Annotated in this window: 27 protein-coding genes; 7 read left to right on the forward strand and 20 right to left on the reverse strand. The window is 64.2% G+C overall.

Annotated elements, in window-relative coordinates; translation table 11 throughout:
* Positions 1–22: 22 nt before the first annotated feature.
* The 5 genes from G4Y73_RS00675 to G4Y73_RS00695 are packed head-to-tail and all read right to left on the reverse strand — an operon-like array spanning position 23 to position 6,618.
* On the reverse strand, positions 23–1,381 hold the full coding sequence (locus tag G4Y73_RS00675) for an ATP-binding cassette domain-containing protein (protein ID WP_164228409.1): 1,359 nt from the start codon (positions 1,379–1,381) through the stop codon (positions 23–25).
* A complete protein-coding gene (gene devC / locus G4Y73_RS00680) occupies positions 1,381–2,544 on the reverse strand; it encodes an ABC transporter permease DevC (protein WP_205596436.1) in 1,164 nt (387 codons plus the stop codon). Before devC ends, G4Y73_RS00675 begins: the two co-directional genes overlap by 1 nt.
* A 6-nt stretch (positions 2,545–2,550) precedes the next feature.
* The gene (locus G4Y73_RS00685; RefSeq protein WP_164228411.1) at positions 2,551–3,510 is read right to left on the reverse strand and encodes an efflux RND transporter periplasmic adaptor subunit; all 960 of its coding nucleotides are present in this window, start codon (positions 3,508–3,510) and stop codon (positions 2,551–2,553) included.
* Between the two features lie 47 nt (positions 3,511–3,557).
* On the reverse strand, positions 3,558–3,938 hold the full coding sequence (locus tag G4Y73_RS00690; RefSeq protein WP_164228413.1) for a response regulator: 381 nt from the start codon (positions 3,936–3,938) through the stop codon (positions 3,558–3,560).
* 16 nt (positions 3,939–3,954) lie between these two features.
* Positions 3,955–6,618 carry a response regulator gene (locus G4Y73_RS00695; RefSeq protein ID WP_164228414.1) on the reverse strand — a complete coding sequence of 888 codons (2,664 nt, stop codon included), beginning with the start codon at positions 6,616–6,618 and terminating at the stop codon, positions 3,955–3,957.
* 363 nt (positions 6,619–6,981) lie between these two features.
* Here G4Y73_RS00695 and G4Y73_RS00700 point away from each other — a divergent pair, with 363 nt between their 5' ends.
* Entirely contained in the window at positions 6,982–8,109 is a 1,128-nt protein-coding gene (locus tag G4Y73_RS00700) for an adenylate/guanylate cyclase domain-containing protein (RefSeq protein WP_164228416.1), read from the forward strand.
* Between the two features lie 10 nt (positions 8,110–8,119).
* Here G4Y73_RS00700 and G4Y73_RS00705 read toward each other — a convergent pair whose 3' ends face one another.
* From G4Y73_RS00705 to G4Y73_RS00765, 13 genes are all read right to left on the reverse strand, one after another.
* Entirely contained in the window at positions 8,120–8,659 is a 540-nt protein-coding gene (locus G4Y73_RS00705) for an SCP2 sterol-binding domain-containing protein (protein ID WP_164228418.1), read from the reverse strand.
* A complete protein-coding gene (locus G4Y73_RS00710; RefSeq protein ID WP_164228419.1) occupies positions 8,656–9,306 on the reverse strand; it encodes an SCO family protein in 651 nt (216 codons plus the stop codon). Before G4Y73_RS00710 ends, G4Y73_RS00705 begins: the two co-directional genes overlap by 4 nt.
* Positions 9,307–9,335: 29 nt before the next feature.
* Positions 9,336–9,683, reverse strand: coding sequence for a cytochrome c (locus G4Y73_RS00715; RefSeq protein WP_164228421.1), 348 nt, complete (start codon positions 9,681–9,683; stop codon positions 9,336–9,338).
* 117 nt (positions 9,684–9,800) lie between these two features.
* Complete coding sequence (locus G4Y73_RS00720; protein WP_164228422.1) at positions 9,801–10,268, reverse strand: ferritin family protein; 468 nt, start codon at positions 10,266–10,268, stop codon at positions 9,801–9,803.
* Positions 10,265–10,468, reverse strand: coding sequence for a hypothetical protein (locus G4Y73_RS00725; RefSeq protein ID WP_164228424.1), 204 nt, complete (start codon positions 10,466–10,468; stop codon positions 10,265–10,267). The genes G4Y73_RS00720 and G4Y73_RS00725 overlap by 4 nt, the downstream gene beginning before the upstream one ends.
* On the reverse strand, positions 10,461–11,858 hold the full coding sequence (locus G4Y73_RS00730) for a cbb3-type cytochrome c oxidase subunit I (RefSeq protein WP_164228426.1): 1,398 nt from the start codon (positions 11,856–11,858) through the stop codon (positions 10,461–10,463). Before G4Y73_RS00730 ends, G4Y73_RS00725 begins: the two co-directional genes overlap by 8 nt.
* Entirely contained in the window at positions 11,855–12,364 is a 510-nt protein-coding gene (locus tag G4Y73_RS00735; RefSeq protein ID WP_164228427.1) for a hypothetical protein, read from the reverse strand. The genes G4Y73_RS00730 and G4Y73_RS00735 overlap by 4 nt, the downstream gene beginning before the upstream one ends.
* Complete coding sequence (locus G4Y73_RS00740) at positions 12,361–13,938, reverse strand: cytochrome b N-terminal domain-containing protein (protein WP_164228428.1); 1,578 nt, start codon at positions 13,936–13,938, stop codon at positions 12,361–12,363. Before G4Y73_RS00740 ends, G4Y73_RS00735 begins: the two co-directional genes overlap by 4 nt.
* Positions 13,935–14,738 (reverse strand): SCO family protein, encoded by an 804-nt coding sequence (locus G4Y73_RS00745; RefSeq protein ID WP_164228429.1) that lies wholly within the window; start codon positions 14,736–14,738, stop codon positions 13,935–13,937. Before G4Y73_RS00745 ends, G4Y73_RS00740 begins: the two co-directional genes overlap by 4 nt.
* Complete coding sequence (cyoE, locus tag G4Y73_RS00750) at positions 14,739–15,665, reverse strand: heme o synthase (protein ID WP_164228430.1); 927 nt, start codon at positions 15,663–15,665, stop codon at positions 14,739–14,741. It abuts the gene before it with no gap.
* Positions 15,666–15,668: 3 nt separating this feature from the next.
* A complete protein-coding gene (locus G4Y73_RS00755) occupies positions 15,669–17,375 on the reverse strand; it encodes a cbb3-type cytochrome c oxidase subunit I (RefSeq protein ID WP_164228431.1) in 1,707 nt (568 codons plus the stop codon).
* A 20-nt stretch (positions 17,376–17,395) separates the two neighbouring features.
* Positions 17,396–17,941: a cytochrome C oxidase subunit II gene (locus G4Y73_RS00760; RefSeq protein WP_164228432.1), complete on the reverse strand. Its 546-nt coding sequence runs from the start codon at positions 17,939–17,941 to the stop codon at positions 17,396–17,398.
* A 15-nt stretch (positions 17,942–17,956) separates the two neighbouring features.
* Complete coding sequence (locus G4Y73_RS00765; RefSeq protein ID WP_164228434.1) at positions 17,957–18,142, reverse strand: hypothetical protein; 186 nt, start codon at positions 18,140–18,142, stop codon at positions 17,957–17,959.
* A 229-nt stretch (positions 18,143–18,371) separates the two neighbouring features.
* On the opposite strand from G4Y73_RS00765, the gene G4Y73_RS00770 reads away from it, so the two are divergent.
* Positions 18,372–19,004, forward strand: a complete 633-nt coding sequence (locus G4Y73_RS00770; RefSeq protein ID WP_164228435.1) for a DUF1566 domain-containing protein — start codon at positions 18,372–18,374, stop codon at positions 19,002–19,004.
* 9 nt (positions 19,005–19,013) lie between these two features.
* The gene (locus tag G4Y73_RS00775) at positions 19,014–20,081 is read left to right on the forward strand and encodes a COX15/CtaA family protein (protein ID WP_164228436.1); all 1,068 of its coding nucleotides are present in this window, start codon (positions 19,014–19,016) and stop codon (positions 20,079–20,081) included.
* Positions 20,082–20,097: 16 nt separating this feature from the next.
* Here G4Y73_RS00775 and G4Y73_RS00780 read toward each other — a convergent pair whose 3' ends face one another.
* Positions 20,098–20,805 carry a Crp/Fnr family transcriptional regulator gene (locus G4Y73_RS00780; RefSeq protein ID WP_164228437.1) on the reverse strand — a complete coding sequence of 236 codons (708 nt, stop codon included), beginning with the start codon at positions 20,803–20,805 and terminating at the stop codon, positions 20,098–20,100.
* Between the two features lie 107 nt (positions 20,806–20,912).
* Between G4Y73_RS00780 and G4Y73_RS00785 the strand changes: the two genes are divergently transcribed.
* Together G4Y73_RS00785 and G4Y73_RS00790 are read left to right on the forward strand one after the other, a co-directional pair.
* A complete protein-coding gene (locus tag G4Y73_RS00785) occupies positions 20,913–22,928 on the forward strand; it encodes a pyridoxal-dependent decarboxylase (protein ID WP_164228438.1) in 2,016 nt (671 codons plus the stop codon).
* Positions 22,929–22,956: 28 nt separating this feature from the next.
* On the forward strand, positions 22,957–23,433 hold the full coding sequence (locus tag G4Y73_RS00790) for a hypothetical protein (RefSeq protein ID WP_164228439.1): 477 nt from the start codon (positions 22,957–22,959) through the stop codon (positions 23,431–23,433).
* Here the strand turns inward: G4Y73_RS00790 and G4Y73_RS00795 are convergent.
* Positions 23,412–24,566 (reverse strand): NnrS family protein, encoded by a 1,155-nt coding sequence (locus tag G4Y73_RS00795; protein ID WP_164228440.1) that lies wholly within the window; start codon positions 24,564–24,566, stop codon positions 23,412–23,414. The genes G4Y73_RS00790 and G4Y73_RS00795 overlap by 22 nt on opposite strands.
* A gap of 71 nt (positions 24,567–24,637) precedes the next feature.
* Between G4Y73_RS00795 and G4Y73_RS00800 the strand changes: the two genes are divergently transcribed.
* Both G4Y73_RS00800 and ilvA read left to right on the forward strand, forming a co-directional pair.
* On the forward strand, positions 24,638–24,937 hold the full coding sequence (locus tag G4Y73_RS00800; RefSeq protein WP_205596437.1) for a hypothetical protein: 300 nt from the start codon (positions 24,638–24,640) through the stop codon (positions 24,935–24,937).
* 28 nt (positions 24,938–24,965) lie between these two features.
* Positions 24,966–26,195: a threonine ammonia-lyase gene (gene ilvA, locus G4Y73_RS00805; RefSeq protein ID WP_164228441.1), complete on the forward strand. Its 1,230-nt coding sequence runs from the start codon at positions 24,966–24,968 to the stop codon at positions 26,193–26,195.
* Positions 26,196–26,213 lie beyond the last annotated feature (18 nt).

Raw genomic sequence — 26,213 nt, forward strand, 5'->3', positions numbered from 1 at the left:
CTTGGATAGACGGGTCAAGCGATCAGCGTGACGGATGCTTCCCCGGCTTCTGCGGAGCAGTCGCCAGATGTCCGAGATTCTGCAGGGTCTCCAGAATGACGCCGAGGGAACCCAGAAACTCCGCGAAACGCTCGGCATCGGCATCTTCGAACGGTTGGCCATCGCGGCGGTTGAGCAACTGTGCTACGGCAAATACTTCACCACTGCGGTCCTTGACCGGAAGGCAGAGGATGGACCGCGTGTGAAACCCGGACTGCCGGTCGACATCCGGGGAGAAGCGTGGATCGGCGTAGGCGTCATCGACCCGGACAGTTTCGCCGCTGGCCGCGACGGCACCGGCGATGCCGCTGCCGATGGGGATGCGAACCTCACCATCTTCCGGCAGGTCCTCGGCCACACGCAAGACCAGCGAATCGCGCTCGCGGTCGACCAGAAACAGTGAGGCGCGTTCGGCGTCGAGCAGCTGGCCAGCCTTGGCCGTGAAGCTGAAAAGCGCCTGCTCGAGCATGCTCTGGAAGGCCATGTCGCGCGCCAGCGCGGTGGCCTCGAGAAAGCGCTGGGACTCCTGAGTGATGTCGTCGAGCATATCCCTGAAGCCGGACTCGTCCAGGTCGGCGACGACCTCGGCAATCGGCTGCTTCTGACGGCTCTCCGCGAGGGTCTTCATCATGTGCTCGTTGCTGGCGATGACGGCGTCGGTGAAGGTCGAAAGGCGACCATCCTCCAGGTGAACGATGCGGTCGGCGATGTCGAGAATGCGGTTGTCGTGGGTTACCAAGAGGATGGTGGTGCCCTTTTCCCGTGCCAGGGACTGCATCCGGTCGACCACTTCCCGCCCCGACTGCTTGTCGAGCGAGGCGGTGGGCTCGTCGGCCAGCAGCATGTCGGGTTCGCCCACCAGGGCCCGGGCGATGGCCACTCGCTGGCGCTGCCCGCCCGACATCTGTTCGGGCTTGTGGTCCATGCGCTCGCTCAGGCCGACTGCATCGAGCATGTCGCGTGCGCGCTGCCGCATGGCTGCGCGACCGATCCGGCCGCTGCAGCGCACGCCGAGTTCGACGTTTTGCTGTGCGCTCAGCGCTTCGACCAGGTTGTGCTGCTGGAAGATGAATCCGATCCGGCGCCGTACCTGTTCCAGCACCCGGCTGGAAGCGCCCCGGAGTTCCCGGCCGAGAATCTGCACGCTACCGTCCTGGGTCGAGCGCAGGGCACCAACCAGGGTCAACAAAGTGGTCTTGCCCGAACCTGAAGGCCCGGTCACGATGACGATTTCACCGGCCGGAATATCGGTGGTGATATCGAACAGGATCTGCTTCTTGAGCGCGCCTCGCCCAAACGAATGATTGAGGTGCTCGATCCGGATTGCCGGCGGCATTGCCATCAAAACACCTCTGCCGGGTCGACCCGGCGAATCTTGCGGATCGCCAGCAGCGCCGAGATCGCGCACATGGCCAGGGTCATGACGAAAACGGTGACGGCGCGATCCACGGTGATGTAGAGCGGCAGCCGGGTGGCACCACCGGCCACGCCGTAGAGCCAGTGCACGATGGCAAGGCCGGGAATGTAGCCGAGCACGGCCAGGATCGTGGCCTGCTGGAGCACGATGCCGTAAATAAAGCGATTCTTGAAGCCGATGGCGCGCAGCGTGGCATATTCGTTGAGATGCTCGGACACATCGGCAAACAGAATCTGGTAGACGATGATGCCGCCGACGATAAAGCCCATGATGGCGCCAAAGGCGAAGATGTAGCCGATGGGCGTAGCCGAGTTCCAGTACTCCTGTTCACGCTCCACGAATTGCTTCTTGGTCAGGACCAGAACGTCTTCGGGAAGATAGGCTTCGAGCCGATCGCGAACACCTGTTGCATCAGCCCCTGGCTCAAGGCGGATGAGACCGAGATGAATACGGTTGCGCGATCGGTCCGGAAACAGCCGCAGCCAGTTGTCGTCACTGGTCAACACGGTCCCGTCGATTCCGAACGACGTGCCCATCTCGAACAGCGCGACAACTTCCGTTCTTCGGTCATTGATTTCGGTCACGATCGGCTCGCCGGCCTGTAGCTCCTCCGCGACCGGGCCGAACTCGGGGCGCGCAGCAGCATCGAAGGCAACGACATCCTGTGCCGTGAGCATGGCCCGGGCTTCGGCGAAGCCGGGTGCGTCGAGCACGTCATGCTGCGGATCGAACCCCACCGCATTGATGCTGCGGCGGTCGTTGTTCCAGGGGTTCTTCCAGACCGCCGGAAAGATATAGACCGGCATGACCTCGGCGACGTCCTCGTCGGCCAGCGCCTGGTAGAGCCTTCGTATGGAAAAATCCTGGGGCCGGACGATGAACACGCTGTCGGTGCTGAACAGCGCGATGTCGTAGTTGAACTGCTCGTGAAAGCGCACGGCACTTTCGAACAGGGCCGAACGAAATCCGAGTTGCATCATGATCAGCAGCACGGCGAAGGTGATGCCGGCAATCGCCACCACCAGACGAAGCGGACGATGCTTGAGCTGCAGCCAGCCCAGCGGGGGTCTTGGAGGCCAGAACACCACCGGCGATCAGGAGCCGATGAGCACAACGACCTGCAGGTTGGTCAAACCTGCTGCCGGTTGGGGGTCGTCGAGCAGAACTTCGACTTCGACGATGCGGGCGTCCTTGTGTGCGGCCGGATCGGTGTCGATTTCGCCGTTCTTCTGGACCTTCTGGCGGACGCGCTCGACCGTTCCGGTGAGTGTCGTCTCGAGCGCCGGACTGGTCACGGTCGCGACCTGGCCTGTGCGAACGCGGCGGACATCCGTTTCATAAACTTCGGCAATGGCGTACATGCGATCGACCCGGGCCATCTCCAGCGCGCCCCGTGCGGTGACCAGTTCGCCGGGTCGTGCCAGGATCTCGATAATCCGGCCGTTGCTCGGGGCGCGGATTTCGGTGCGCGAGAGATTGGCTTGTGCCCGTTTGAGTGCGGCTTCCGCCACCCCGATCTCCGATTCGCTGGCCACGGCCTCCGCCTCGGCCGCGGCGCAGTCGGCCTGGATCGAAAGGGCATCGGCCTGCGCGGCCTGGAATTCCTCCTTGGAGGACACGTTGCTCTCGCGCCAGTCGGCCCGTCGCCTGGCCTCCTCGAGTTTGGAATCGACCAGGGCGCAGGTACTGTCGACCCGCCGTTGAGCGGCGGTTGCCCGGTTGCGGGCAAGCTCGACCGCCGCTTCAGCCTCGTCGGCAATCGCTTGCATGAGGTCGGCCAGGTCCGTAATTGCCAGCACCTGGCCGGCGACCACGTCGTCGCCTTCTTCGACCCGCAGGTCGCGGATGACCACGCCCCCGCTCAAGCCCAGCATGGCCGGTGCGGCAACCCGGATAAGGCCATGTTCGGGCTCCAGGCGCCCCAGCGCCGACACCGAATCGGGAGCCCGGTCATTGCCGCCAGATTGCGCCTCAACGGCCGTCGCGGCCGATACCAGTGCCAGCACCAGCATGGCTCCGAGTAGCTTGAACTGACATAAGTCGGCATTGTTCATGAACAGTCCCTTCGATGAGGATTGAATAGTGTGGGATGCGGAGACGCTCACGACTGAAGCTGCACGGTCGACAGCGCCGCCTGCATCTTGGTCAGCAGGCGTTCCATTTCCACCGGCTTGGTGTCGTAGTCGTCGCAGCCGGCGGCCATGGCCTTGTCCCGGTCGCTCTTCATGGCGTGCGCCGTCAGGGCGATGATCGGTATCGATTTACTCGATTCGCTCGCCTTGAGCTCCCGGGTGATGTCGTGCCCGTCCCTCCCCGGCAGGCCGATATCCATCAGGATGATGTCCGGTCGCCGTTCGGCCACCATGGCAATGGCCTGTTCACCGTCGGCCGCCACATCGACCTCGTAGCCCTGTCGCCGCAGACGACGCGACAGCATGTTCTGGTTCATTTCGTTGTCTTCTACGAGCAATACATGTGGCATGGCAATCCTTTCGTGTTCAGCCCGGCACCCTGTCAACCGACAGGTGCCGTGAAATTTCCTCGAGCAACTGCTCGTCCGGTGCCCGCACCTTGTGGATGATTCGCTCGACGCTGCCATTGAGCCGCTTCAGATCGTCTGGTACCAGTTCCTTGGCTGTTACCACGATCACGCGGCTGCGATCGTCGGGGAACTCACTGCGTAGCGTGGCGAGAAACTCGAAGCCGTCGATATCGGGCATCATCAGGTCGAGCACCACCACCGTCGGTCGCAGGGCCCTGAACGCCGCCAGACCTTCGCGTCCGTCGGCGGCCTGGCGCACTTTCCAGCCCTCCTGTTCGAGCCAGCGACAGATCAGGTCGCGCGTGTCCTCGTCGTCTTCGATAACCAGGACTTCCCGGTCGTCCGGCTGGCCGATTCGGCCCAGTATGTTGAGCAAGTGGCTCCGTTCGACCGGTTTGGTCATGTAGTCGGAGGCGCCCAGCGCAAAACCCTTGTTGGGCTCATCCACGAAGCTGATCATCACCACAGGGATACCGTTCAGTTCTGGATCGGCCTTGAGTTCACCGAGAACCGTCCAGCCGTCCATCCCCGGCATCAGGGCGTCGAGCGTGATGACATCGGGCCGGCGCTTTCGGGCCAGTTCGAGACCGGACTTGCCGTCCTCGGCCGTCAAAACGCGGTAGCCCTCGCGGACCAGCAGCCGCTGCATCAGGTCCAGCGCAGTGGCGTCGTCGTCGATGACGAGGATGGTGGCGCCGGTTTCGTTCGTGCCATCCAGGAAGTCGGTTTCCACGGTCTGCGTGGCCGTCGCGTCCGGCTCGGGCTCGTCCAGATTGGCGGGAATGCGCACCGTGAAGGTCGAGCCCCTGTCTTCCTCGCTTTCGACCAGGATGGTGCCGCCCATCAACTCGCAATAGCGCTTGGTAATGGCCAGGCCGAGGCCGGTGCCGCCATATTTTCGCGTGGTTGATGCATCGGCCTGGGTAAACGGATCGAACACCTTTTCGATCTGCTCGGGGCTCATCCCGATGCCGTTGTCGTTAATCACGATGTCCAGCCACCAGCGCCCTTCGTCCAGGTAGCGCGAAAGATTCATCCGAATCGTGCCGTCGTGCGTGAACTTGGCGGCATTGCTGAGCAGGTTGAGAACGACTTGCCGCAGGCGGGTTTCGTCGTTGACGATTTCATCCATGTCGCCGCGGGTTTCGACGTGGAGGGTGTTGCCGTTCGCCTCCAGGATCGGACCGACACCATTGGTGACTTCTTCAATGAAGGCATCGACATCAATGCGCTCGGGATAGAGTTCGATCTTGTCGGCTTCCACCTTGGACAGATCCAGCACATCGTTGATCAGTCGCAGGAGGTGCTTGCTCGCCCGACAGATCCGGTCGAGATCGGGAATGAAGTCTTCCGCGCCCTGATCTTCAGCCTCTTCCTTGAGCATCTCGCTATAGCCGATCACCGCATTCATCGGCGTGCGCAGCTCATGGCTCATGTTGGCGAGGAACTGGCTCTTGGTTTCGTTGGCTGCATCCGCCTCGCGCTGGGCCGCCTTGATCTGTTCGTACATGCGGGCGTTGCGGATCGCGGTGGCGATGAACTCGACGTGGCGCCCGATCACGTTGATCTCCTCCCTCCCGGCCTTGACGTGGCGCTTGGTGTTGGCAAAGACCAGTACGCCAATGACCTGGTCGTGAATCGACAGGGGGAAGGTCATCAGGGATTTGCTCGGCGACAGGGCGTGAACCCGCGCGTCGGACGGCGACATCCGGAGTTTGTTCGCTTCGGTATCCTCGATGAAATACGGCTTGTTGTTGAGTGCGGTCAGGACAAAAACGCTGCCCGTTTCCTTGAGTGGCAGCCGGAGCGCACGCAACCGCTCTCCCAACGCCTCGTCTTGCGTGCCGATGTAGCGGTCTATGGTCAGGCAATCGTTGTCGCGATCGATGAACAGCAGTCCCACCTGATCGAATTCGATCACGTCGGACAGGCTGTGGGTGATGGCTGCCACGACCTTGCCGAGGTCCAGCGTGGAATTGACGATCCGGGCAACCCGGTTCATCGAGGCCATGAGGGTGGCCTGGTAGCGCACCTGGTCGTTACGGCTTTCAAGCGAACGCTTCGCCCCGATCAGTTGCCGGCTCGTGTGATGGGCCAGATACGAAATGTAGACCAGGAAAATGGAGATGATCGCGCCGCCAAGGTATAGCGGTAGATCCTGCCCGTGGGCATCGAAGTTGACGTCGACATAGGGCCAGGCCAGTGCGCTGACGATGACGGCCGGCAACACGCATCGCAGCAACAGTCCGAAACCGCCCATGACCAGGCCGGCGGCCACCAGCATGGTGAACAGCACCGTAGACGGCACGAAGGCGAAACCGAGCAAGGCCATGGCGGCACCGACCAGCGCGCCATCGACTGAAAAGGCGGCGTATCCTATGGCCCTGGAGAAGCCGCTGAAGCGGGCCAGCAGGTAAACCAGCGGCGGATAGCCAAAGCCGACTGCCAGAACGCTCACCATCAGATCCTGGCGCTCCGGCGGCAAGGTGATTGCAATCAGAATGGCCGCCGAACCCATGGCATAGATCCGGCCAATCATGGGCAGTCGGACAATGGTGTGAATCCGACCGCGATTCGACGGAGCCGCCTTGTCGTTCGAGAACTCGCGGCTCGAATTCATTGTCGGAGCTCCCGCTCGCATGAAGTGCTGCCCATGATTGCGGGCCTCCCGTATAGCGCCATTGAACCCTTTGCCCCGATCCCTGCACTCGGCCCTTTCATCCCGGTGAGCCGTGCAGCCGTGATAAGAAATGGCGGCAGGCGGGTGTACCGGAAAGTGGACGAATTATGGACTTTGAGCGCTGTTTGGTAAACAATACCACCACTAAAACGTGACAACAATCACATTTTTATTCGTGGTCGTTCCGACTGATCGAGAGGGGCAGTCGTGGGGGATCGACCTGATCGGATGGCTCGTCGGCCGGGCCCGGACCAAGATAGGAGCACACCGTATGTCGAGTTCCATTTGCTGCGCGCTTCCGACGTGAACGAACACGAACAGCCTGCGTCGGAGGGCGCCCGCATTCTCGTGGTCGATGACAACGAGATGAATCGCGACCTCCTGTCGCGGCGTCTGCAAAAGCGGGGTTACCGGGTCTCCGTGGTCCAAGACGGACGAGCGGCCCTGGAATGGCTTGAAGGCAATCCGTGTGACCTGGTGCTGCTCGATATCATGATGCCGGGGATCAGCGGCATCGAAGTATTGAACCGGCTCAGAGAAACCCGCGATGTCAGCGAGCTCCCGATCATCATGGCAACCGCCAAGGGGGATCAGTCGGACATCGTCGATGCCCTGAAGCGCGGGGCCAACGATTACGTGACCAAACCGCTGGAGTTTCCGGTCGTGCTTGCGCGCGTACAGACACAACTTGCGCTCAAGGCGGCCAACGACCAGGTGCGCAGACTTGCAGAAGAGGTGGAGCGACGCAACGCGTTCATCCGCAGCGTTTTCGGACGCTACCTGACCGACGAGGTGGCCGAAACCCTGCTCGATTCACCCGAGGCGCTCAGTCTGGGCGGGGAACGCAGGGAGATGACCATCATGCTGGCCGATCTCCGCAGTTTCAGCAGTTTTGCCGCCCAGCATGATCCGCAGGAAGTCATGCAGATCGTCAACAACTTCCTTTCGAAAATGACCGAGGTGATCATCGCCCACGGCGGCACGATCGATGAATTCATCGGTGACGCCATACTCGCCCTGTTCGGTGCGCCACGACCGCTTGAGAACCATGCCTCATGCGCCGTCGCCTGTGCGGTGGCCATGCAGCAGGCCATGGACGAGGTCAATCGCCTCAACGCTGATGCAGGGTTGCCGGACGTCGCCATCGGAATCGGTATCAATACCGGCGAGGTGGTCGTTGGCAACATCGGTTCGGAGAAGCGCGCCAAGTATGGCGTGGTCGGTCATCACGTGAACATGGCCAGCCGGATCGAAGCCTACACGACCGGTGGCCAGATCCTGATCTCCGAGCGGACCCGCTGGGACTGTGGTGACCTGCTGCGCGTTAAGGATGACTTCCGGGTTCGCCCGAAGGGCTTTGACCACGAGATCACACTTTACGATGTTGCCGGTATCGATGGCGCTGCGGTGGGCTCTGCTTCGGCCGTGTGAAGCCGCAAAGTCAGTCTTTCGGGACGGTCTCGGCGGGTGAGTTTCGGGCGGCCCGTACTCGCCAGGCGAAGCGACCCGCACGATTGAGCAGAATGCGCAGCGCCAGGGGCAGTTCCTCGAAAGGGAGCCGATCGAGCAGGTTGCGTGTGGTCAAGCCGATGGTGGTATCGCCACTGACTTCCAGGCGACGCTGGAAGAACAGCGTGTCGGGATCTTCCATGCGGGCAGCCAGCAGGATGAATTCCACCGCCCGGCCGCGGATGCTGCTGTCGGCCGGCTCGTCGTCAGCCAGCGTCGTCAGGCGCTGCGTCTCGGCGGTGATGACCCAGCGCAGGTCCATGTCGCTAATCTCGACAGCGAGGCTGCGGCCTTCCAGGAAATCGAAATCACCGGCAGTGAGCATCTCGCTGAATACCTGGTTCAGAGCCCGGGTCATGGCCTGGCGGCGGATCGGCGGCGGACAGAATCTCAGCGGCAGTGCGACCAGCCGCGGCGGCGGCAGCCGGCGGGCGATCCGATCGAGCGGGTGGGACAAGGCAGACGCGTTCATGATCGTGACTCCAGCCAGCCGCGCAGGCCGTCGAACTGCTCGACCATGCGCTGTGGCACGAGCGGCGCCGGCAGGGCGCCGACCATGCGGCCCTGCGGGTCGATGATCATGACCGAGCTGGTGTGATCGATGCTGCGATTGCCCGCGTCATCGACGAAGGGTTCGAACTTCACGGCCATCGAATCGGCCAGGGTGCGGATGCTCGAATCAGGTCCGTGCAGGCCGATCAGGTTCGGGTCGTACCAGGCCAGGTAATCCGCCATTTCTGAAGGGTCATCGTTTTCGGGATCGACGGAGACGAACAGGTACTGTGGTTCCTCGCCCTGGTTCTCAACCAGCAGACGGCGCATTTCACGCATGGCGTGCAGGCTGGTCGGGCAGACGTCGGGACAGTCCAGGTAGCCAAAGAACATCAGGCTCCACTGTCCTTCAAGATCTTTCTGACCGAAGGCTCGGCCGTGTTGGGTCTTGAGGGGCACGTCGGCCAGCGGCATCGGCTCGGGCCACATCACGGCCCGCACGTCCGGCGGGGCCTGGCCCCAGGCCGTGCTGGCGGGCGGAGTTCGCCCGACCAGCAATCCGGCGGCCAGGGTCACGGCCATGAGGCCGATCAGCGTAGCGGCGCGCTTGCCGTGCCGTACCATCATGCTTCCCGCCGAAACTCGGGCGCTCTGCCTCAGTCGTCGAGACTGCGGATGTAGGCGACCAGGTTGTCTACATCTTCATCGCTCAGGTGACCGAAGGCGGTCATCATCGGCGACAGGCCGACGGCCGCGCCACCCTTGGAGATGACGGTGGCAATGTGCTCGTCATCGACCGATTCCTGCCACTCGCTGTCGCTCATGTTGCGCGGCTTGGGGTTGAGCGCGGCCGAAGCCGGGCCGTCGCCCTGGCCGGTCGGGCCGTGGCAGGTGGCGCAAAGCTGCTTGAACTTGGCCTCACCGGCCTCTGCATCGGCCGCCAGGGCGGAATGGGCCAGCAGGCTGCCGGCGGACAGAACCAGGGCGGTAATCAGAACACGCATTTCGACTCTCCTTAGTCAGGTCAATTGGTTGTGCGTAGTTGCATTCTAATGCTCGGCGGGTGGGTTGCGCTGAACGCACCCTGAATCCACCAGAAAACATGACTTAATTATACACTTTTACTGCGGATCAAGCCGCTCCAACCAGCGCTCAAGGTGCTCGACGTGCTCGCCTTCTTCCTCGGCAAACATCTGGGCAAGCTCCTGGACGCGGTCCGAGCGGGTCTGGCCGGCCACGGCCGAGTAGAAGTCACAGGCGCGCCGCTCGGTCTCGAGCGCCATGTCGATGGCGCCCCTGGATGTAATGTCGGCCAGCGGCGCCAGCGCCAGTGGGTTCTCCGGGCTGTGCGCGTCCGGCCATTGCGGGTCGTCGGCGCGCGGATCGAACTCGCGGCCGAGCTCTTCGGACTGCAAACCCTGAACTTCGGCCAGGTGCAGGCGTGAGAATTCGCCGAATTTCGCGAACATCTCGGCCACTTCATCGTGCCCATCGGCTCGCATGGCTTCGGCCAACCGGGCATAACCGTCGGCGGCGTCGGATTCGAGTTTGGCCGCCAGGCGCAGGAATCTTTCCAGGTCGTCGATCATGGGTTCGTACCTCCCTGGTTCAACAGGAATGGGGTAAGCCACTGCGCTAGCAACAGCAGCCCCAGGAAAATCAGAAAGAACCACAGCGTTCGCCACCAGCCCAGCGGCCGGCCATGGCGCCGCTCCAGAGCCATCACGGCATGGTGGGCCAGGAAGTAGGCCAGCAGGAGGAATACGCCAAATAGCAGGACTTCAAGCATGGTGCGCGACCTTGTCGATGTGGACCTCGACGGCGGGGGCGCGCGACAAAAGCGCGCGGGCGAAAGCGATCAGGAACAGGATGCCGCCGATGATGGCGATCAGCCCGCCGGCGCCCATCACCGCCATGCCGCCGATCTGCGCCAGGCCTTCGAGACCCTGGGCGGCGCCGGCGGTCTTGCGCTGCACGCCGTGGCCGCCGGAGAAGGCCAGGCCGATAACGTGCAGGACCTGACCCGTGCCGTAAACCCACGGCATCAGGCGGGTCAGGCGCGCACTGGCCGGGGCGAAGCCGAAGCGCGGCAACAGGTACAGCGCCAGGGCCATGAAGGTGAGCGTGATCGCGACGATGCAGCCGTGGTAATGAGCCGGCACGATGGTGTTGGACTCGTCGATCAGGAAACCCAGCGCGCCACCGACCCCGAACAGGCCGATCGAGAACAGCAATGCGGTGCGCAGGCCGCGCTGACGCGCATCGGTCGTCCGTTCGCTGCGCGACCAGCCGAGCAAAAGCGCCAGGCCCAGTGGCCCGGCGGCCAGGCCGCCGGCGGCCGCCATCAGCCAGATGAAGAAAGTGCGGTGGCCGGGACTGCTGACCTCGAAGTACAGGTAGCCCCATACGGCGAGAAAGGCCGGCAGCACGCCAGCCAGCAGCAAGCCCAGCACCAGGCGCGGCCCGATGAGAATCCGAAGGCCGGCCGCGGCCGCAAGCCACAGCCAGGCGACCAGCATGAACTGCACCCAGGCGAACTGCAGCACATGCCCGCCGCCCCAGAACAGCACCTCGTAGTACTGGGCACCATCCAGCCAGGGCGGCAACGCAAAAAGCGACCACAGCAGCAGCCCGCCGGCCAGTACCAGGGCAATCACGCCGGTCTGAACGCCAAAACGCATCACGCCGGCTTCGGCCGGCCAGACGCTGCCCGGCAGGGGATTGAACAGCGAGCGCAGGCTGCTCACCAGCACGCCGATCCCGAACACCGACAGACCGGCAAGGAAAAGAGTGTTGTCGAGCACGGGCACATAGTTGCTCATGATCGCTTCACCCGGCCTGAATGGCGATGCAGCCAGCATGATCGAACCGGCAATCACCAGTCCCAGGCCGAGCCAGGCGCTGCGGCGAGCCGCGGGCGTGCTGACCAGGGTCCACATCACCGCACCGAAGGCTGCGAACCACACCAGCACGGAGAAATCCACGTGTACGACGATGGCCAGATGAAAGAAGTTCTTGAGCGGAAACAGCTGTTCCACGCCGGGCGTCCGCGAGGCGACGATCAGGATCACGAACAATCCCGAGATCAGCAGGGCGCCGACGGCGGTCAGCAGCCAGGCCCGCGCCAGCCGGCCGCGGAAATCCGACGGGACTTCCAGGTTCCAGTGCGATGGGGTCATGAGGATTCCTCCGTTTCGAGCGACACGCCGTCGTCACCGATCTCGATCAGCGCTGATTCGCCGGCTTTCAGGTTCAGGTTCATTTCGCGCTCGAGGTCAAAGCCTGCGGTGCGCGGTGTATCGGCCAGCCGGATCGTGACGGTGTAGCGTCCGGGCTCGACCGGGAAGTACTCGAGGTAATAGGCCCGGCCACCGTCGGACAGGCCGGCCGCGTCCACCGCATCGGCGACCAGCAGCTCGCCGTCGAGCATCAGCTCGAAGCGGGTCGGCGCCCGCTCGCGGCCGCAGACTTCCGATACGCGTCGGGTCGGCGGCAGTTCGGCGCGCTCGGCCGCACTCAGTTGCCTGCAGGGCTCGAGCCGCTCGGACAAATGCGCCATCGACACCTTGATCAGTGCCTGTCCGGGATCGTAGGGCGAAAACGAAGGCCCCTGGCCGAACAACCCAATCAGCGTGGCCAGCACCGCCCAGGTCAGGCCCTGTCCCGCGACTGCCAGCGCCTTCATGTGCCCGTCCTCCGCAGGGCCGATCCCGGCGCTTCCGGGGTCGCGGCCTGGTCGAGTCCAGCGGCAAATCCGGCCAATCTTCGGCTCAGGGCTTTTTCCTGCCCGGGCTTGCCCCAGTAAGTGAACAGGCGTTCCCGCGGCACGCGTTTGCGGAGGCCAGGCGGGCGTTCGCGGTCGATGCGTTCCTGGGTCCAGCGCTCGCCCAGTCGATGGTGACAGTCGCAGTCGGCGCAGCCGGCAATCGCCACGCCGGCATACCCGCTGTTGCGCAAGGCATAGTCGATGCCGGCCGGCGGTAGCAGGCCGACGCAGGGCAGCACCATGCTGTGGGCCGTCCCGGTCTCGGTCTTCTCCACATCCACGCCGTGGTCGCAGCCGAAGACCAGGATGCGTTCGCCGGTCTGGCCCGTGTCGCGGGCGCGGTCGAGTTCTGTACGGAAGTCGTCCATGGTGAAGTGCGGCAACTCGATGCCGGTCGTCAACGGCGCGCGTTGACGAAACGGCGACGATGAGGGGCATGAGCCAGTGCAGATACCGCAGGACACGCAAAGCGAGGCGTTCACTTTGGCTTCGAGCTCGAAATTGCGTCCGTCGGTTCGCGGCACCATGTCGATGGCGCCGTAGGGGCAGTCCTCGGCACAAAAGCCGCATCCCGTGCAATCGGGAAGATGAACCTCGGCCACCGGCTGGCGCCGGCGCGGCAGAATCCAGGGCAGTGCGGCCAGCAGCAGGGTGCCCGTGGTTCCGGCCAGCCAGATCGTGCCCGGCGACGTCACCGACTGCAGCGGAAAGACGGCCAGGTAGAACCAGTCGATGGCCAGTACGCCGGGCACGGCGTCGAGGTCGGCCGGCGCATGGCTGGTCACCGGAATGATCAGCGAAAGCACCATCAGGCTGGCGAGGCTGCCGAGCATGAGTTTGCTCGGCGGGTGAATGCGTGGGTAGCGCACGCGCAGCAGATGAAACCAGATGCCCAGTACCAGCACGATGGGCAGGCCGACGAGGTGAATGAAACCGATCAGCGTGAACAGTCGGCCGCTGACGGTTTCATTGCTGACGAAATTGCTCCCCATCGGATCGCTGAAGATCGGCAGCCAGTCGAGCAGTTGCGCGCTGGCCGTGGCAACCCAGGCAGCGAGTTGGTCCCACACCATCCAGTAGCCGGAAATGCCGAAGATGAGCACGATCCAGATCAGCGGCATGCCGGTCAGCCAGGAGAACCAGCGCACCCCGGTATGGCGCATGCGGACCAGCTCGCGCAGCATATGCAGTGCCAGCAGAAGCACGGCGGCGTCCGAGCTGTAGCGGTGCAGGCTGCGTATGAGGCCGCCGATGACCCACTGCTCGTGGGTGATGGCTTCGACTGAATGCCAGGCACCCTCGAGATTCGTGCTGTAGAACACGAACAGGTAGATGCCGGTGACCAGCGCGATGTAGAAGCAGTAGATGGCCAGCGCACCGAGGTGGTGGAAGGGATTCGTGGCTGCGCCAAAGGCGTTCGATAGCAGCGACTCGCCACGGGCCAGCGCACGGGCCGGCCAGGCCGGTCGCGGTCGGACCTGGCCGGAACTCATGTTGACCTCCGACGCCTGAAAAGTTCGCGCCCGGTCCAGCCGCCGATGAGCAGCAGGAAGGCGCCGCCCAGGCCCAGGCCCACGAACATCGAGTAGTCGAAGTAGTAGCGATCGCCGCGGGCGTCGTAGACGGTGCAGAACAAGCGGATTCGTTCTCCGATGCTGGCCAGCAGGCCCTGTTCGCTTTTCGGCCGGCGCCAGACCAGGTCCTTGAGCGGCTCGACCAACTGCGGCGCTTTGAAGGTTTCGCCGTAGACCTGGCGGTAGAGCGAGCCGTCGCGATCGAGCAGGCTCAACTGCACGGTGTGGTCGAAGCCGCGCGGGCTCGGTGTGTACACGAAACCGAGTTCGGCAATCAGCTGTTCGAGTGCTTCGTTGCTTTCGGCGACGACGAAGCGCCAGTCGGGATCATTGACGCCATGACGGCGGGCATGATTGGCCATCGATTCGGGCGTATCGACACCGTGATCGAAGCCGATGGTGAGCATACCGAAGCTGTCCGTGCCCATAGCCTCGCGCGCGGTCTTTACCACGCCGTCGAGGTAGCGTGTGGTCACACTGCATGAGTGCGCGCAACCGGTGTAGATGAGGCTGATGCCCAGCGGTCGTTCGAGCAAGTCGTGCAGCTTGAGCCGCTCGCCGTTGCTGTCAATCAGGGTCAGATCGGAGACGCGGTTGCCGATGGCGGCCTGACTGATCTCGAGTGCGTCACCGCGGGCAGCGTTGCTGTCGGCGGCCGACAGCACGAGCGCAAACGCCAGCAGTGCCGGGACGAGTCTTCCGGGGGTGATCCGGTTCATTCATGGCACCGCGTGCATGGCGAACAACCCGGCCAGCAACAGGCCGAGCTGGATGAGGGAGGCCTTGAACGCCGTCATTGCGCGTGACGGCGAGGGATCGCGCGCCATCAGCAGCGTCGTCCAGGCCAGCCAGGCCGCACCGGTTCCGGCGAGCAGCCAGACCAGTCCCGAGCCGCTGCGCGCGGTCAGCCACAGCGTGGCGCCGACCAGGAGGGCGGTGTTGACCAGGTTCCAGCGAACGGCCGTAGCGATGCCGCGGGTGACCGGCAGCATGGGTACGCCGGCACGCCGGTAGTCATCGGCGATGACGACTGCCAGCGACCAGAAATGCGAAGGCGTCCAGAGAAACAGCACGGCGGTGAGCAGCATCACGTCCGGATCGGCAATCCGGCCGGTGGCGGCGGCGCCGGCGAGCACCGCCCAGCTTCCGGCGGCGCCACCGATGACGATGTTCCAGTCGTTGCGACGCTTGAGCCAGACGGTATAGACCAGCGCGTAGGTGAGTGCGCCGGCAGCCACGAACAGACCGCAGGCCGGGTTGAACCACCAGGCGCCCAGGGCTGAGCCGGCGGCGATCATGGCCAGGAAGGTCACCGGCCAGGCCCGATGCGCCTGCAGGGTGCCGTTGACGAAGGGCCGCTTGCGGGTTCGCCCCATGACCGCGTCGATGTCGCGGTCCCAGTAGTGATTGAAGGCGCCGGCACCGGAGGCCGCCAGCAGGACGGCGAGGGCGAGAACGGCCGTGTCGGCCGCTACTGGCCAGCCGCCGCCGGCCAGCACGGCACCGCCCAGGGCTGACAGCGTGATCGCCGCCCCGATGCGGATCTTGAACAGCGACAGTGCGATCGCAAGCAGGCCCGGCCGGGGCCGCACCCCTTCGGGGGCGATCGCCGGCAGAGCCTGTGCTTGTGCGTCCTGGTGCGCCATGGCTTAGCTGAACCGCCAGACCGAAGCCAGGTAACCGTAGTTGATAAAGAAGTAGACGACGAAGATCAGCAACAGGAACATCGCCAGCACGAAGGTACCCGGTGCCGGGAAGCCCTTTACGCCCAGGCCCGCATGGCTGTGGCCGGACAGCGACTCGGCCGGTCCGCGCAGGATGCCCGGGCGGGTACTCGAGTACTCGGCCGGGCTGGTCTTCTGGCCGAACAGCACCGTACCGACGATCACGACCACAAAGATCATGCCACCGAGCACGGCGATGACCGCGCTGATGCCGTTGAGCGCCATCATGGTGTAGGCCATGCCCGGATAGGTCCACTCGAAGGCCGAACCGGTAAAGGCCATGTCCCAGTGGCGGCGCGAAACGCCCAGGGTGCCCGCGCCCATCATGAAGAAGGTCTGTAGCGCGGTACCGATGCCGAACAGCCAGGGCTGCCACTTGGCCAGGCCGGGCATGAACAGCTTGCGCCGGAACAGCACCGGTACCAGCCACAGGCTCATGGCCATGAAGGCGAGCGTGGTGCCGAGCACCACCGTGGCGTGGAAGTGACCGGGCACGTAGATGGTGTTGTGGATCAGGAAGTTGATCTGCTCACTGCCCATCACCACGCCCGAGATGCCGCCGATGAAGCCGAAGCCGACCAGCGACAGGAACATGCCGGAGAACACCGGGTTGCCCCAGGGCGCCTTGCGGAGCCACTCGAACAGGCCCCTATTGTGGCCTTTCTCGCGCTGGGCGACCTCGATCGAGCCGGGTACGGTCAGGCCGTGGACCAGGCTGGCGAGTACCGCCAGGTACATCACGTAGCTGGTGTTGAAGATCTTCCATTCGGTGCTCAGGCCCGGGTCGCCGAGCAGGTGATGGGCCGAGGCGACCGAGATGAACAGGATGTAGAGGAAGAAGGCGCCGCGGCTGACCTTCTCCGACATCGGCCTGGCGCCGAACACGATCGCGGCGACCGCATACCAGACCGACACGTGTGCAGCGACGTTGATCTGCTGCGAGGTATGGCCCAGACCCCACCAGACCAGGCGGTACATCAGCGGATCGATCTCGCTGATGTAGCCGATCGACCACAGCCAGGTCGGAATCAGGATGATGGCGCCGCAGGCGATCGTGAATACCGCCAGGATGGCGGCCGTTAGTGCGCCGAAAGTGACCAGTGGAATCGAGCCCTCGTAGGTTTTCTCGTCGCGGGCAATGACGAGTGTGCCGAAGAACATGAATACGCCGATCAAGGCGCCGACGGCAAACAGGATCAGGCCGAAGTAGAAGCCGGGCGCGGCTGGCATGGGGACGTAGGAGGTCATCATCACGCTCGACGAGCCGGCGATGATGGCCCAGGATGTGATGGCTGCACCACCGATCATGAGCCCGAAGGCCACCCAGCCCAGTCTCGGTGTTGCGATGCGGCACCTGAGCAACACCGATGAGCAGAAATACAGCAGCGCGATCTCGAAGAACAGGATCCAGACCAGTAGCATCACGACGCCGTGGCCGGTCAGTACAGTGTAAAAGTCCTGGGCGTTGAGAATCTGCACCGCCGGCCAGCGCGTCAGCGCGACCAGCAGGCCGAGCAGGCCGCCGACGGCCAGGAAGACCACCGCGGCGACGGCATTGGCCTTGATCAGGTTTTCTGCCGGGCGGTGGAACACGAGCCCGGATTCCGGGCAGGTACGAAATTGGGGTTGCATGACGGGTTCCCTCGCTTGAATCAGTTGTCGACGACGTAGATGCGGCTCATCATCGTGTGGTGCATGATTCCGCAGTACTCGTTGCACACCACGGCGTACTCGCCGGGCTCGGTCGGCGTGACGTTGAGTACCATGTCGTAGCCGGGCAGGACCTGGAAGTTGATGTTGATCGGTTGAATCGACAGGCCGTGCTGCCAGTCGGCCGAGGAAACATGGAAACGGTATGTTTCGCCAGCCTCGAGTTCGAGAATCGGGTACCAGTCCCACAGGCGCGCGAGCAGGTAGACGTCGCCGCCGGCGGGCGGGCGCACGACCGGCACCTGGCGGTCGGTCTCGTGCCGCACGGTGTATTCCTCGACGAACTCGTTAACCTTCGCGACGTAATCCTGGGGATTGACCCGGTAAGCTTCGCCGGAATAGTTCTGCTCGCCGTAGACATGCCAGTAGGGCATGAAGAAGAACATGATCAGGCACCAGACGAGCGCGATGGCGATCCAGACGATCTCGACACGGTCGACCGGCTGTTTCCACCACACGCGTCGGGCAGGCGGTTGAATGGCACTCATGGCTTGCTCCCTCGATCAGCCGATCGGGACGGTGACGATGTTCATCACGCCCCAGATGATGTAGGTCACGGTGGGAATCGTGACGCCGAGAAACAGCAACAGGAACGGATTGTCGAGAATGCGCTGCATGACCGGCAGGCGTTCCTGGTCTTGTTCCGGTTCGCGGGCTTCGGCGCCCCGGTCGTTTTGTGAATCGCTCATGGCATGATGTCCTCTTGCAATGCGCAACAAATGTAGATTAAATGCATCTTTTAGCGCGGATGATGTCCTTGCCGCAAAGTGTAGGTCCGCTAGACGGCCGGGTTCATTGATTGAAGTCAAATTCGCCGCCCCGAGCGGGATTGAGCCCGGGCAGTTGATCCAGGTCAGACCGCGTTGCCGATCCGGCGGCTAATGTCGCATTCCGCCACCAGCCCGAAGAGATACTCGCATGCCACGAAAATTTTTCCCGGCCATCTTCCTGACGTTCGCCCTGGCGCTGCTCGCCGGCTGTGACGAAGACGTCGATCAGCGGCCCGTGTCCGAAAACTGGCAACGCATTGATGCGTCCGGACATATACTGTCGCCCGGCGATGCAGGGCCGCACCGCTGTGTGTTCGATCCGGCCAGTGGCCTGATGTGGCAGGTCCACGACGCCGCCGGTGGCCGGCACGATCGAGATCATCGCTACACGTGGTACAGCACCGACAAGCACAGGCATATGAGTGAACCCGGACTGGCCGACGGCGGTGTTTGCGAGGGCTCGGCCTGTGATACCCAGTCGCTGGTCGAAGCGACCAACCGCGATCGTCTCTGCGGTCATGATGGCTGGCGTATGCCCGACCGGGAGGAACTCATGTCGCTCGGCGACGTCGCGCTGCGCGAATCCGAGTTGATCGTCGACCAGACATTCTTTCCCGGAGCGGTTGCGGGAGAATACTGGACGGGAGAGACTTTCCGCCTTTACCCGGAGAGCGCCTGGGCGGTGCACTTCGGCAATGGCCTGGACCGGGCCGACCTGAAGACCGAGGCCAAGGCCGTTCGCCTGGTCAGAGAACACGCCCCGGCCATGGAAACGGACTGAAGCAAGGTCATGAATCTGATCGAACGACATCATCAGCGGCGCATCGGCATCTGGTTGCTGATCTGCTGCTTCGTGCTCTTCTCGCTCGTGATGCTGGGCGGCGCCACCCGGCTGACCGGCTCGGGCCTGTCCATGGTCGAGTGGGAGCCGGTCACCGGCGTGATTCCACCGATGAGCGAAGCACGCTGGATGCGTGAATTCGAAGCCTACCGGGCCAGCCCCGAGTACCAGAAGGTCAACCGCGGCATGTCGCTCGACGCCTTCAAGGTGATCTACTGGTTCGAATTCGGGCATCGCCTGCTGGCGCGCTCGCTCGGCCTGGTCTTCGCCCTGCCACTGGCCTGGTTCTGGTGGCGTGGCTGGATCCCCGGGCGGCTGCGCTGGCCCCTGCTGGGCATCTTCGGCCTGGGGGCCCTGCAAGGCTGGATGGGCTGGTATATGGTCCAGAGCGGCCTGGTCGACATTCCGCGCGTGAGTCCCTACCGCCTGGCCGCGCACCTGAGCCTGGCGTTGATCATCTTCGCCTTCATGTTCCGGCTCGCCCTGGGCCTGCTGATGCCGGCCGAGCACCGGCCGCATCCGATGCGGCGCTGGACGATCACGTTGCTGGCCATGACCGGCCTGACCATCTTCGTCGGCGCCTTCGTCGCGGGATTGCGTGCCGGCTTCGTCTACAACGATTTTCCGTTGATGGCCGGGCAGTGGATTCCCGACGGCTTCCTCGGCCTGGCGCCGTTGTGGCGCAATTTCTTCGAGAACCCCGCCACGGTGCAGTTCATGCATCGCATACTGGCCCTGACCACCCTGGCCCTGGCGATTGTCGCGTGGTGGCGGCAGCGAAGCCATTCACTGGATGTCGGCGCCCGCCGCGCCTTCGACATCCTGCTGACCATCGTTGCCGCGCAGGCGGCACTGGGCATTGCCACCCTGATGCTCTACGTCCCGGTGGTGCTCGGCACCCTGCACCAGGGTCTGGCCGTGTTGGTGCTGGGGGCGGTAATCGCTGCCGATTACCGGGTCAGCCATGCGCCTGGAGACACGCCCCATAGCGGGCGCCTCGCGCCGGCACCCGCCTGAGAGGATCCCGCACGCTTCAGTGCGGTGCCGAGAAGCCGCTGCGTGCGATCTGCTCGAGCTTTTCCGGGTCGCTGATGGTGATGTAGCGTGCATCCATGTCGAGTGCTCCCTCGCGCTGCAGGGCGGTGAGACTGCGCGACAGCGTTTCCGGCTGGACGGCCAGCAGGCCGGCGATGTGCTTCTTGCTCGCCTCCAGGCGGAAGGTCTTCGGCGCCTGGAGACGCCGGTATTCCTCGAGCAAATAGTGCGCCACGCGCAGGTGCGCGTTCTGCAGGGCGAGCGAATCGATCTGGTTGATCTTTTCGTGCATGCGCACGCTCAGCGTACCGAGCAGGCGGAAGCAGGCTTCGGGGTCGTTGTGCAGGGTCTCGACCAGGTCGTCGGCATCGAAACCGACCAGCTCGCTCGGTTTCAGTGCCGCACAGTGGACCGGGTAGACTCGAGCGGGCATGAACAGCGTCGCTTCGGCGAAACTGCGCCCCGGGTTGATGATGGCGATGATCTTCTCCTGGCCCGAGTCGGACAGGCGGAAGAGCTTGAGCTGACCGGTCCGGCACAGCCAGATGCGCCGAGCCGGGTCGCCGTGGTGGAACAGGTGCTCCCCGCGGGCCACCGTGACCACGCGTGCCTTGTTCAGAACGCGCCGTGATTCGGTCTCGTCGAGGCCCGACAGCAACGGAAATTGCTGCAGTTCATCCCGGGTCGGCTGGCGGATGTTGTTCATGGCAGGATTCCCTTGAACGGCCCGTCCGGCGGGCCGATATTGGCGTATAGTGAGTAAAGCAGTATTTCAGATACTGCTTTTTGACCGAAATCAAGAAAGCCGAAGACATGAACACAAAGCGTGACAATCGGGACGAACTGGTCGACTGGCTTAGCCCGCTGTTTCTCGGCTCCTACGCGGAGAACAACGAGCTATTGGAGAAGGTGCTGGTGGAACTGCTGCGCGACCATGTCTACTGGCGCCGCAACATTCACCCCGAGGATCGGCCACAGATCCCGGTGCTGGCCGAATCGGGTCCGGAGTACCGTCGCTTCGTCGGGCGCATGAAGACCGAACTGCACGGATTGACCGCGCGACTGAAGAACTCCGCGCCCTTCTTCAACCCCCGCTACATCGGGCACATGGCCTCCGACCTGCTGCTGCCGGGCCTGATCGCGCAGCTGGTGACCACGCTCTACAACCCCAATCACGTCACCGACGAGGCCTCGCCGGTCACGCTGCCGTTGGAACTGGAACTGGGCCGGCAACTGGCCACCATGTTCGGCTTCAATACCGATCCGAAGCAGGAGCCTTGCGCCTGGGGACACGCCACCTCCGGTGGCACGATCGCCAACGACGAGGCGCTGTGGTATTTCCGCGCGGTGCGTTACTGGCCGCTGGCGGCCGCCGCGGCGATGCGCGAGGCCGGCTTCGAGCCCGGCGAACTGAAGCACTGGAAGGGCGAGTTCACATCGGCCGACGACCGATCACTTTTCAACCTCCCGGTCGACCAGGTCGTTCGCCTGCGTCGCGAACTGTTTGCCGCGATCGATGCCCGACTCGATCGTCGCCAGGCCCGCCGCCTTGCCGGGCGCATCGAGGCCGAACGCGTCGAGACCCTGGGCATGGCCGAATTCCATGCTCGCCACCCGGACCTGGGCACGCCCGTGGTGCTGGTGCCCGATACCGCCCATTACTCCTGGGAAAAGGCGCTCAAGCTGCTCGGCCTCGGGGCGGCCAACCTGGTGACGGTGGCGATCAACGAACGCATGCGTCTGGATGCGCACGATCTGGAGGCCACGCTGGAGCGCCTGTCCGAAGCGCGGCGTCCGGTTCTGGCGGTGGTGGGCGTACTCGGAACGACCGAGTTCGGGTCGATCGATCCGATCCACGAAATCGTCGCCGCGCGCCAGCGCTGGCGCAGAGCAGGCCTGCACTTCGCCATCCACGTCGACGCCGCCTGGGGTGGCTACCTCGCCAGCATGTTTCACCGGTCCGACGGCACCCTGCTCGACCACGCCGAAATGCGGCGGCAATTTCACCTGTTTCCTTCCGAGCCGGTCTACAAGGCCTTTGCCGCGCTTCGACACGTCGATTCGGTCACCGTCGACCCGCACAAGCTCGGCTACGTGCCCTTCGGCTGCGGCGCTTACGTGGCCCGCAACCGCGGCATGACCGACTTCATCAGCCAGAAGGCCGCCTACGTCTTCGACGATGCCGAATCGATTCCCGACTCCGAGTACGAGCGCCGCTTCCGCAACCTCGGCCAGTACATCCTTGAAGGATCCAAGCCCGGCGCCGCGGCCGCCGGGGCCTGGCTGAGCCATCGCGTTCTGCCGCTCGATGCCGACAACTTCGGCCGCCTCTGTGCGGAGACTGTCCGCAACTGCGAGTACTTCTTCGAGCACATCGACCAGCTGCGCGACGAGCTTGCCGGTATCGCTCGCGTCGTGCTGCCCTTCGAGCCCGATACCAACCTGGTCTGCCTGGCGATCAATCCGGTCGGCAATCGCTCGCTGGCAAGAATGAACGCCTTCGGCCGACGCCTCTACGAGCGCCTGAGCGTGGGCGAGGAAGTCGACATCCACTCGCGCGAGTTCTTCGGCTCGCGCACCCTGGTCCATCGGAATACCCTGGGCGAGCACGCCGCTGAGCGGCTGATGGCCGAACTCGACCTCGATCCGTCCACCTTCGTCGACGACCCGGATGATTCCGGCGAACAGGCCGACAGCATCTTTCTGCTGCGCCACACCCTGATGAATCCCTGGTTGTCCGGTCACGATGAAGGCATGAACTACCTCGATCGCTATTGCCGCCACCTGGCCGGGCTGGTGCGCCAGGCCATGAACGGTCGGCCCGAATGAATCATTCACCCGCAAGGAGGCGAATCTCATGACCAGAAAGATCACCCTGATTCTCATCCTGGCCCTGGCCGGTACGATGACCGCCCATGCTCAGGATCAATCCCGGGAACACGATCGCGAACACCACGCCGCGCACGGTGGGGCCGAGCTTGACCTGACTCGACCGGAGTCGGGCAAGTGGGCCAGCGACGAGTCGCTCAGGCAGGGTATGAGCGAACTGCGCTCGGCCTTCAAGCCGCATCACGCTGCCTATAAAGCAGGCAACTTCGACGCCGGCCAGGCCGCCGAACTGGCCGACAGCGTCGAGGAGAACGTGAACTTCATGTTCGCCAACTGCCGCCTGCCGGCTGATGCCGACGCTGAGCTGCACAAGCTGCTGGCCGCCGCCCTGGGCGCGGCCCAGTCATTGCGTGATTCCGACGACCCGCACGAGGGCCTGCACCAGCTTCACCAGGTGCTCAAGGCCTACCCCGAGTTCTTCGATCACCCGGGCTGGCGCGGCTGACGAAAGCGCAGCAACAGGGCGAAGAGCAGCAGCAGCGCAGAAGACCAGGCGGCTGCCGCCAGCAGCAGGCCGCCGTCACTGGCGCCACCGACCAGGCGCGACAACGCGGCCAGCGAGACCAGCGCGGTCATGGCGGCAAAGGATCTGCCGAACTGTTCGAGCGGAATGCGCAGGCGCAGCAGGCGCGTGCGCAGCATGATGCCGGTCGTCAGGGTGCCGAGGGCGCCGACCGTGATGGCATGGGTCGCCACGCCGGGCGGCAGTCCGATTGCGAAACCGCGCCCGGCACCGAGCAGTATCAGCCCCGCCCCCAGCCAGACGTAGCCGATGCCCAGGCCGATCAGGTCGATCCGCCGCCAGCATTGCCATAAGCGCCAGCGAGCCAGGCGCACGAGGGCCAGCGTGCCGGCGAGCATCAGCAGCAAGCCTTGCAGGGGGGCGAGCATCGGCAGGATTCCGGTCACGGCGGCGCCGATCATCGCCAGCAGGATGGCGCCCTCGATGCGCGGCTGCACGCGCGCCTCCATGCTGCCGCCGCTGCGTTCGATGGCCCCCGCGGCAGCCGGGGCGATCAATCGGCCTCCGAAGAAAAGCATCAGCATGGCGAACAGCACCACCGCCTCGCCCAGCAGCACGTAGCTCCCGAACCCACCGGCGTGAAAAGTCAGCAACTGAAAGCCGGCCGCCGCCGCGCAGATCGCCAGAACCAGCGGGCCGGTGAGACGGTTGCGCCACTTCTTGGCCGCCTTCATGAAGCGTGGCGCGGCGGTCGCCGCCACCAGGCCGGCAAAGCCGACGTTGAACGCAATCGCGGCCAGACTGCCGGGAAAGAACAGGAAAGCCAGGCGTGCGCCCAGCCAGAGGGCCATCATCAGGGCAAGCCGCGGTGCAGACGCCCGGTTGATCAGGAATCCCGCAACGACCGCCAGCGCGTAGCCGAACAGCAGTTCGTGAGCGTGGCCGGCGGGCGTGCGCAGGCCGGGCAGAGTCGGCAGCAAGCCGGTCCAGCCGAGCACGAACGCCGGAACGCTGAGCGCTCCGTAGAGTGCCGCCAGGGGAAAGAACCGGACCTCGGTTATTGCCCGGGCGGGTCTTGCGGCCTGGCCGGGCTGGACATGCGAGGAATCTGCCATAATATGTATTTTACATGCATCTAGATATCTACAGGCACGAGTGTCACGAGCGGCGCCGGGAGTAACAAGCCATGCCGAATCAGATCGAAGACCCATTCAAGGCGTGGGAATGCACGGGCTGCGGCCGCATCGAAGCGCCACAACCCTGTCTGGGTATTTGCCAGGATCGAGCGGTGGAACTGGTGCATGCCGAGGCCTATCGGCAACTTCAGGACGACAACGCGAGAATGCGCGAGCTGATCCTGCGCCTGGCGGGCACGAGTCCGCGTGAGGGTCAGTGGGAAGCCGGCTACCGTGCTGTACAGGCGCGTGCAGCCGAACTGCTGGAACGTCTCGAACGCTACGACGTGTCCGAACCGGTGTCAGAATAGTCGCAGTTCCTTTTGCAGGAATCCGTCCATGGCCGTCGAACTCGACCTTGAAGACCTGATCGCGGCGCGCGAGCGCATTCGCGACCAGGTCGAAGCGACACCGCTGGTGCACAGCGAAGCCCTTTCCTCGCGCCTGGGCGCCGAGCTGCGGCTCAAGCAGGAAAACCTGCAGCTCACCGGTTCGTTCAAGTTCCGCGGCGCCAGCCACAAGCTGGCCCGACTCGATACAGGCGGTGAACGCCCCGCTGGCGTGGTGGCGGCTTCGGCGGGTAACCATGCCCAGGCCGTGGCGCGGGCCGCGCGCAGCCGCGCAATTCCGGCCACCGTGGTCATGCCCGAGACCGCGCCGATGACCAAGGTGGCCGCCTGCCGCTCGCTGGGTGCGCGCATCGAGCAGGTCGGCACCACGCTGGAAGAAGCCACCGAGCGCGCACACGGGCTGGCCGAAGTACAGGGGCTGGCCTTTATATCGCCCTACGACGATTGGGACATCATCGCCGGCCAGGCGAGCTGCGGCCTGGAAATGCTCGAGGCCATGCCGGAGATGACGACGGCGGTCGTGTGCCTGGGCGGCGGCGGGCTGCTGTCGGGCATCGCCCTGGCGCTCAAGCTGCAGCGCCCGGACATTCGTCTTATCGGTGTACAGGCCGACGCGGTCGCACCCTGGCGGCACTATCTCGACGACGGCGAATTCGATGCAATCCAGCCGGGTTCGCGCACCATCGCCGACGGCATCAGCGTCAAGGCGCCGGGTAAGCTCACGCGCCAGGTGATCGGCGAGTATGTCGACGAGATCGTGACCGTCGACGACAACGCCATCGCCCGGGCCATCGTCACCCTGCTGGAAACGACCCGAACCATTGGCGAGGGTGCCGGCGTGGTCGGTCTGGCCGCCCTGCTCGAGGGCCGGATTGCGGTGAGTCAGGACGAGCGCGTCGCCTGTGTAATCTCCGGCGGCAATATCGACATGTCCCTGGTCGGACGCTCGATCGACTACGGTCTGAGTGCCAGCGGTCGACTCATGAGTATCGCCGTGACCCTGCCGGACAGCCCCGGCAGCCTGTCCAAGCTGCTCTCGCGAGTGGCCGAACTGGCCATGAACGTGCGTGAAGTGCGCCACCGCCGCGGCGAGGTTCACGTGCCGGTCGGTCTGACCGAGATCACCCTCGAGCTGGAGACCCGTGATGCCGACCATCAGCAGCAGTTGCTGCAAGCTTTGCGAGAACAGGGCCTGAGCGTTCGTGTTCTGGCTGCATGACCGAAACGCTGCGGCGGG

The sequence above is a fragment of the Wenzhouxiangella sp. XN201 genome, assembly GCF_011008905.1.
Classification (GTDB): domain Bacteria; phylum Pseudomonadota; class Gammaproteobacteria; order Xanthomonadales; family Wenzhouxiangellaceae; genus Wenzhouxiangella.

Bases quoted from the DNA above. Each gene is read 5' to 3' on its own strand.
- G4Y73_RS00745 (WP_164228429.1), bottom strand. From the start codon at position 14,738: ATGAACCGGATCACCCCCGGAAGACTCGTCCCGGCACTGCTGGCGTTT.
- G4Y73_RS00800 (WP_205596437.1), top strand. From the start codon at position 24,638: ATGCCGAATCAGATCGAAGACCCATTCAAGGCGTGGGAATGCACGGGC.
- G4Y73_RS00770 (WP_164228435.1), top strand. From the start codon at position 18,372: ATGCCACGAAAATTTTTCCCGGCCATCTTCCTGACGTTCGCCCTGGCG.
- G4Y73_RS00695 (WP_164228414.1), bottom strand. From the start codon at position 6,618: ATGAATTCGAGCCGCGAGTTCTCGAACGACAAGGCGGCTCCGTCGAAT.
- G4Y73_RS00775 (WP_164228436.1), top strand. From the start codon at position 19,014: ATGAATCTGATCGAACGACATCATCAGCGGCGCATCGGCATCTGGTTG.
- G4Y73_RS00715 (WP_164228421.1), bottom strand. From the start codon at position 9,683: ATGCGTGTTCTGATTACCGCCCTGGTTCTGTCCGCCGGCAGCCTGCTG.
- G4Y73_RS00690 (WP_164228413.1), bottom strand. From the start codon at position 3,938: ATGCCACATGTATTGCTCGTAGAAGACAACGAAATGAACCAGAACATG.
- G4Y73_RS00740 (WP_164228428.1), bottom strand. From the start codon at position 13,938: ATGAGTTCCGGCCAGGTCCGACCGCGACCGGCCTGGCCGGCCCGTGCG.
- G4Y73_RS00785 (WP_164228438.1), top strand. From the start codon at position 20,913: ATGAACACAAAGCGTGACAATCGGGACGAACTGGTCGACTGGCTTAGC.
- G4Y73_RS00795 (WP_164228440.1), bottom strand. From the start codon at position 24,566: ATGGCAGATTCCTCGCATGTCCAGCCCGGCCAGGCCGCAAGACCCGCC.
- G4Y73_RS00720 (WP_164228422.1), bottom strand. From the start codon at position 10,268: ATGATCGACGACCTGGAAAGATTCCTGCGCCTGGCGGCCAAACTCGAA.
- G4Y73_RS00790 (WP_164228439.1), top strand. From the start codon at position 22,957: ATGACCAGAAAGATCACCCTGATTCTCATCCTGGCCCTGGCCGGTACG.
- G4Y73_RS00710 (WP_164228419.1), bottom strand. From the start codon at position 9,306: ATGATGGTACGGCACGGCAAGCGCGCCGCTACGCTGATCGGCCTCATG.
- G4Y73_RS00780 (WP_164228437.1), bottom strand. From the start codon at position 20,805: ATGAACAACATCCGCCAGCCGACCCGGGATGAACTGCAGCAATTTCCG.
- G4Y73_RS00675 (WP_164228409.1), bottom strand. From the start codon at position 1,381: ATGGCAATGCCGCCGGCAATCCGGATCGAGCACCTCAATCATTCGTTT.
- G4Y73_RS00765 (WP_164228434.1), bottom strand. From the start codon at position 18,142: ATGAGCGATTCACAAAACGACCGGGGCGCCGAAGCCCGCGAACCGGAA.
- G4Y73_RS00725 (WP_164228424.1), bottom strand. From the start codon at position 10,468: ATGCTTGAAGTCCTGCTATTTGGCGTATTCCTCCTGCTGGCCTACTTC.
- G4Y73_RS00705 (WP_164228418.1), bottom strand. From the start codon at position 8,659: ATGAACGCGTCTGCCTTGTCCCACCCGCTCGATCGGATCGCCCGCCGG.
- G4Y73_RS00755 (WP_164228431.1), bottom strand. From the start codon at position 17,375: ATGCAACCCCAATTTCGTACCTGCCCGGAATCCGGGCTCGTGTTCCAC.
- G4Y73_RS00730 (WP_164228426.1), bottom strand. From the start codon at position 11,858: ATGACCCCATCGCACTGGAACCTGGAAGTCCCGTCGGATTTCCGCGGC.
- G4Y73_RS00760 (WP_164228432.1), bottom strand. From the start codon at position 17,941: ATGAGTGCCATTCAACCGCCTGCCCGACGCGTGTGGTGGAAACAGCCG.
- cyoE (WP_164228430.1), bottom strand. From the start codon at position 15,665: ATGGCGCACCAGGACGCACAAGCACAGGCTCTGCCGGCGATCGCCCCC.
- G4Y73_RS00735 (WP_164228427.1), bottom strand. From the start codon at position 12,364: ATGAAGGCGCTGGCAGTCGCGGGACAGGGCCTGACCTGGGCGGTGCTG.
- ilvA (WP_164228441.1), top strand. From the start codon at position 24,966: ATGGCCGTCGAACTCGACCTTGAAGACCTGATCGCGGCGCGCGAGCGC.
- G4Y73_RS00685 (WP_164228411.1), bottom strand. From the start codon at position 3,510: ATGAACAATGCCGACTTATGTCAGTTCAAGCTACTCGGAGCCATGCTG.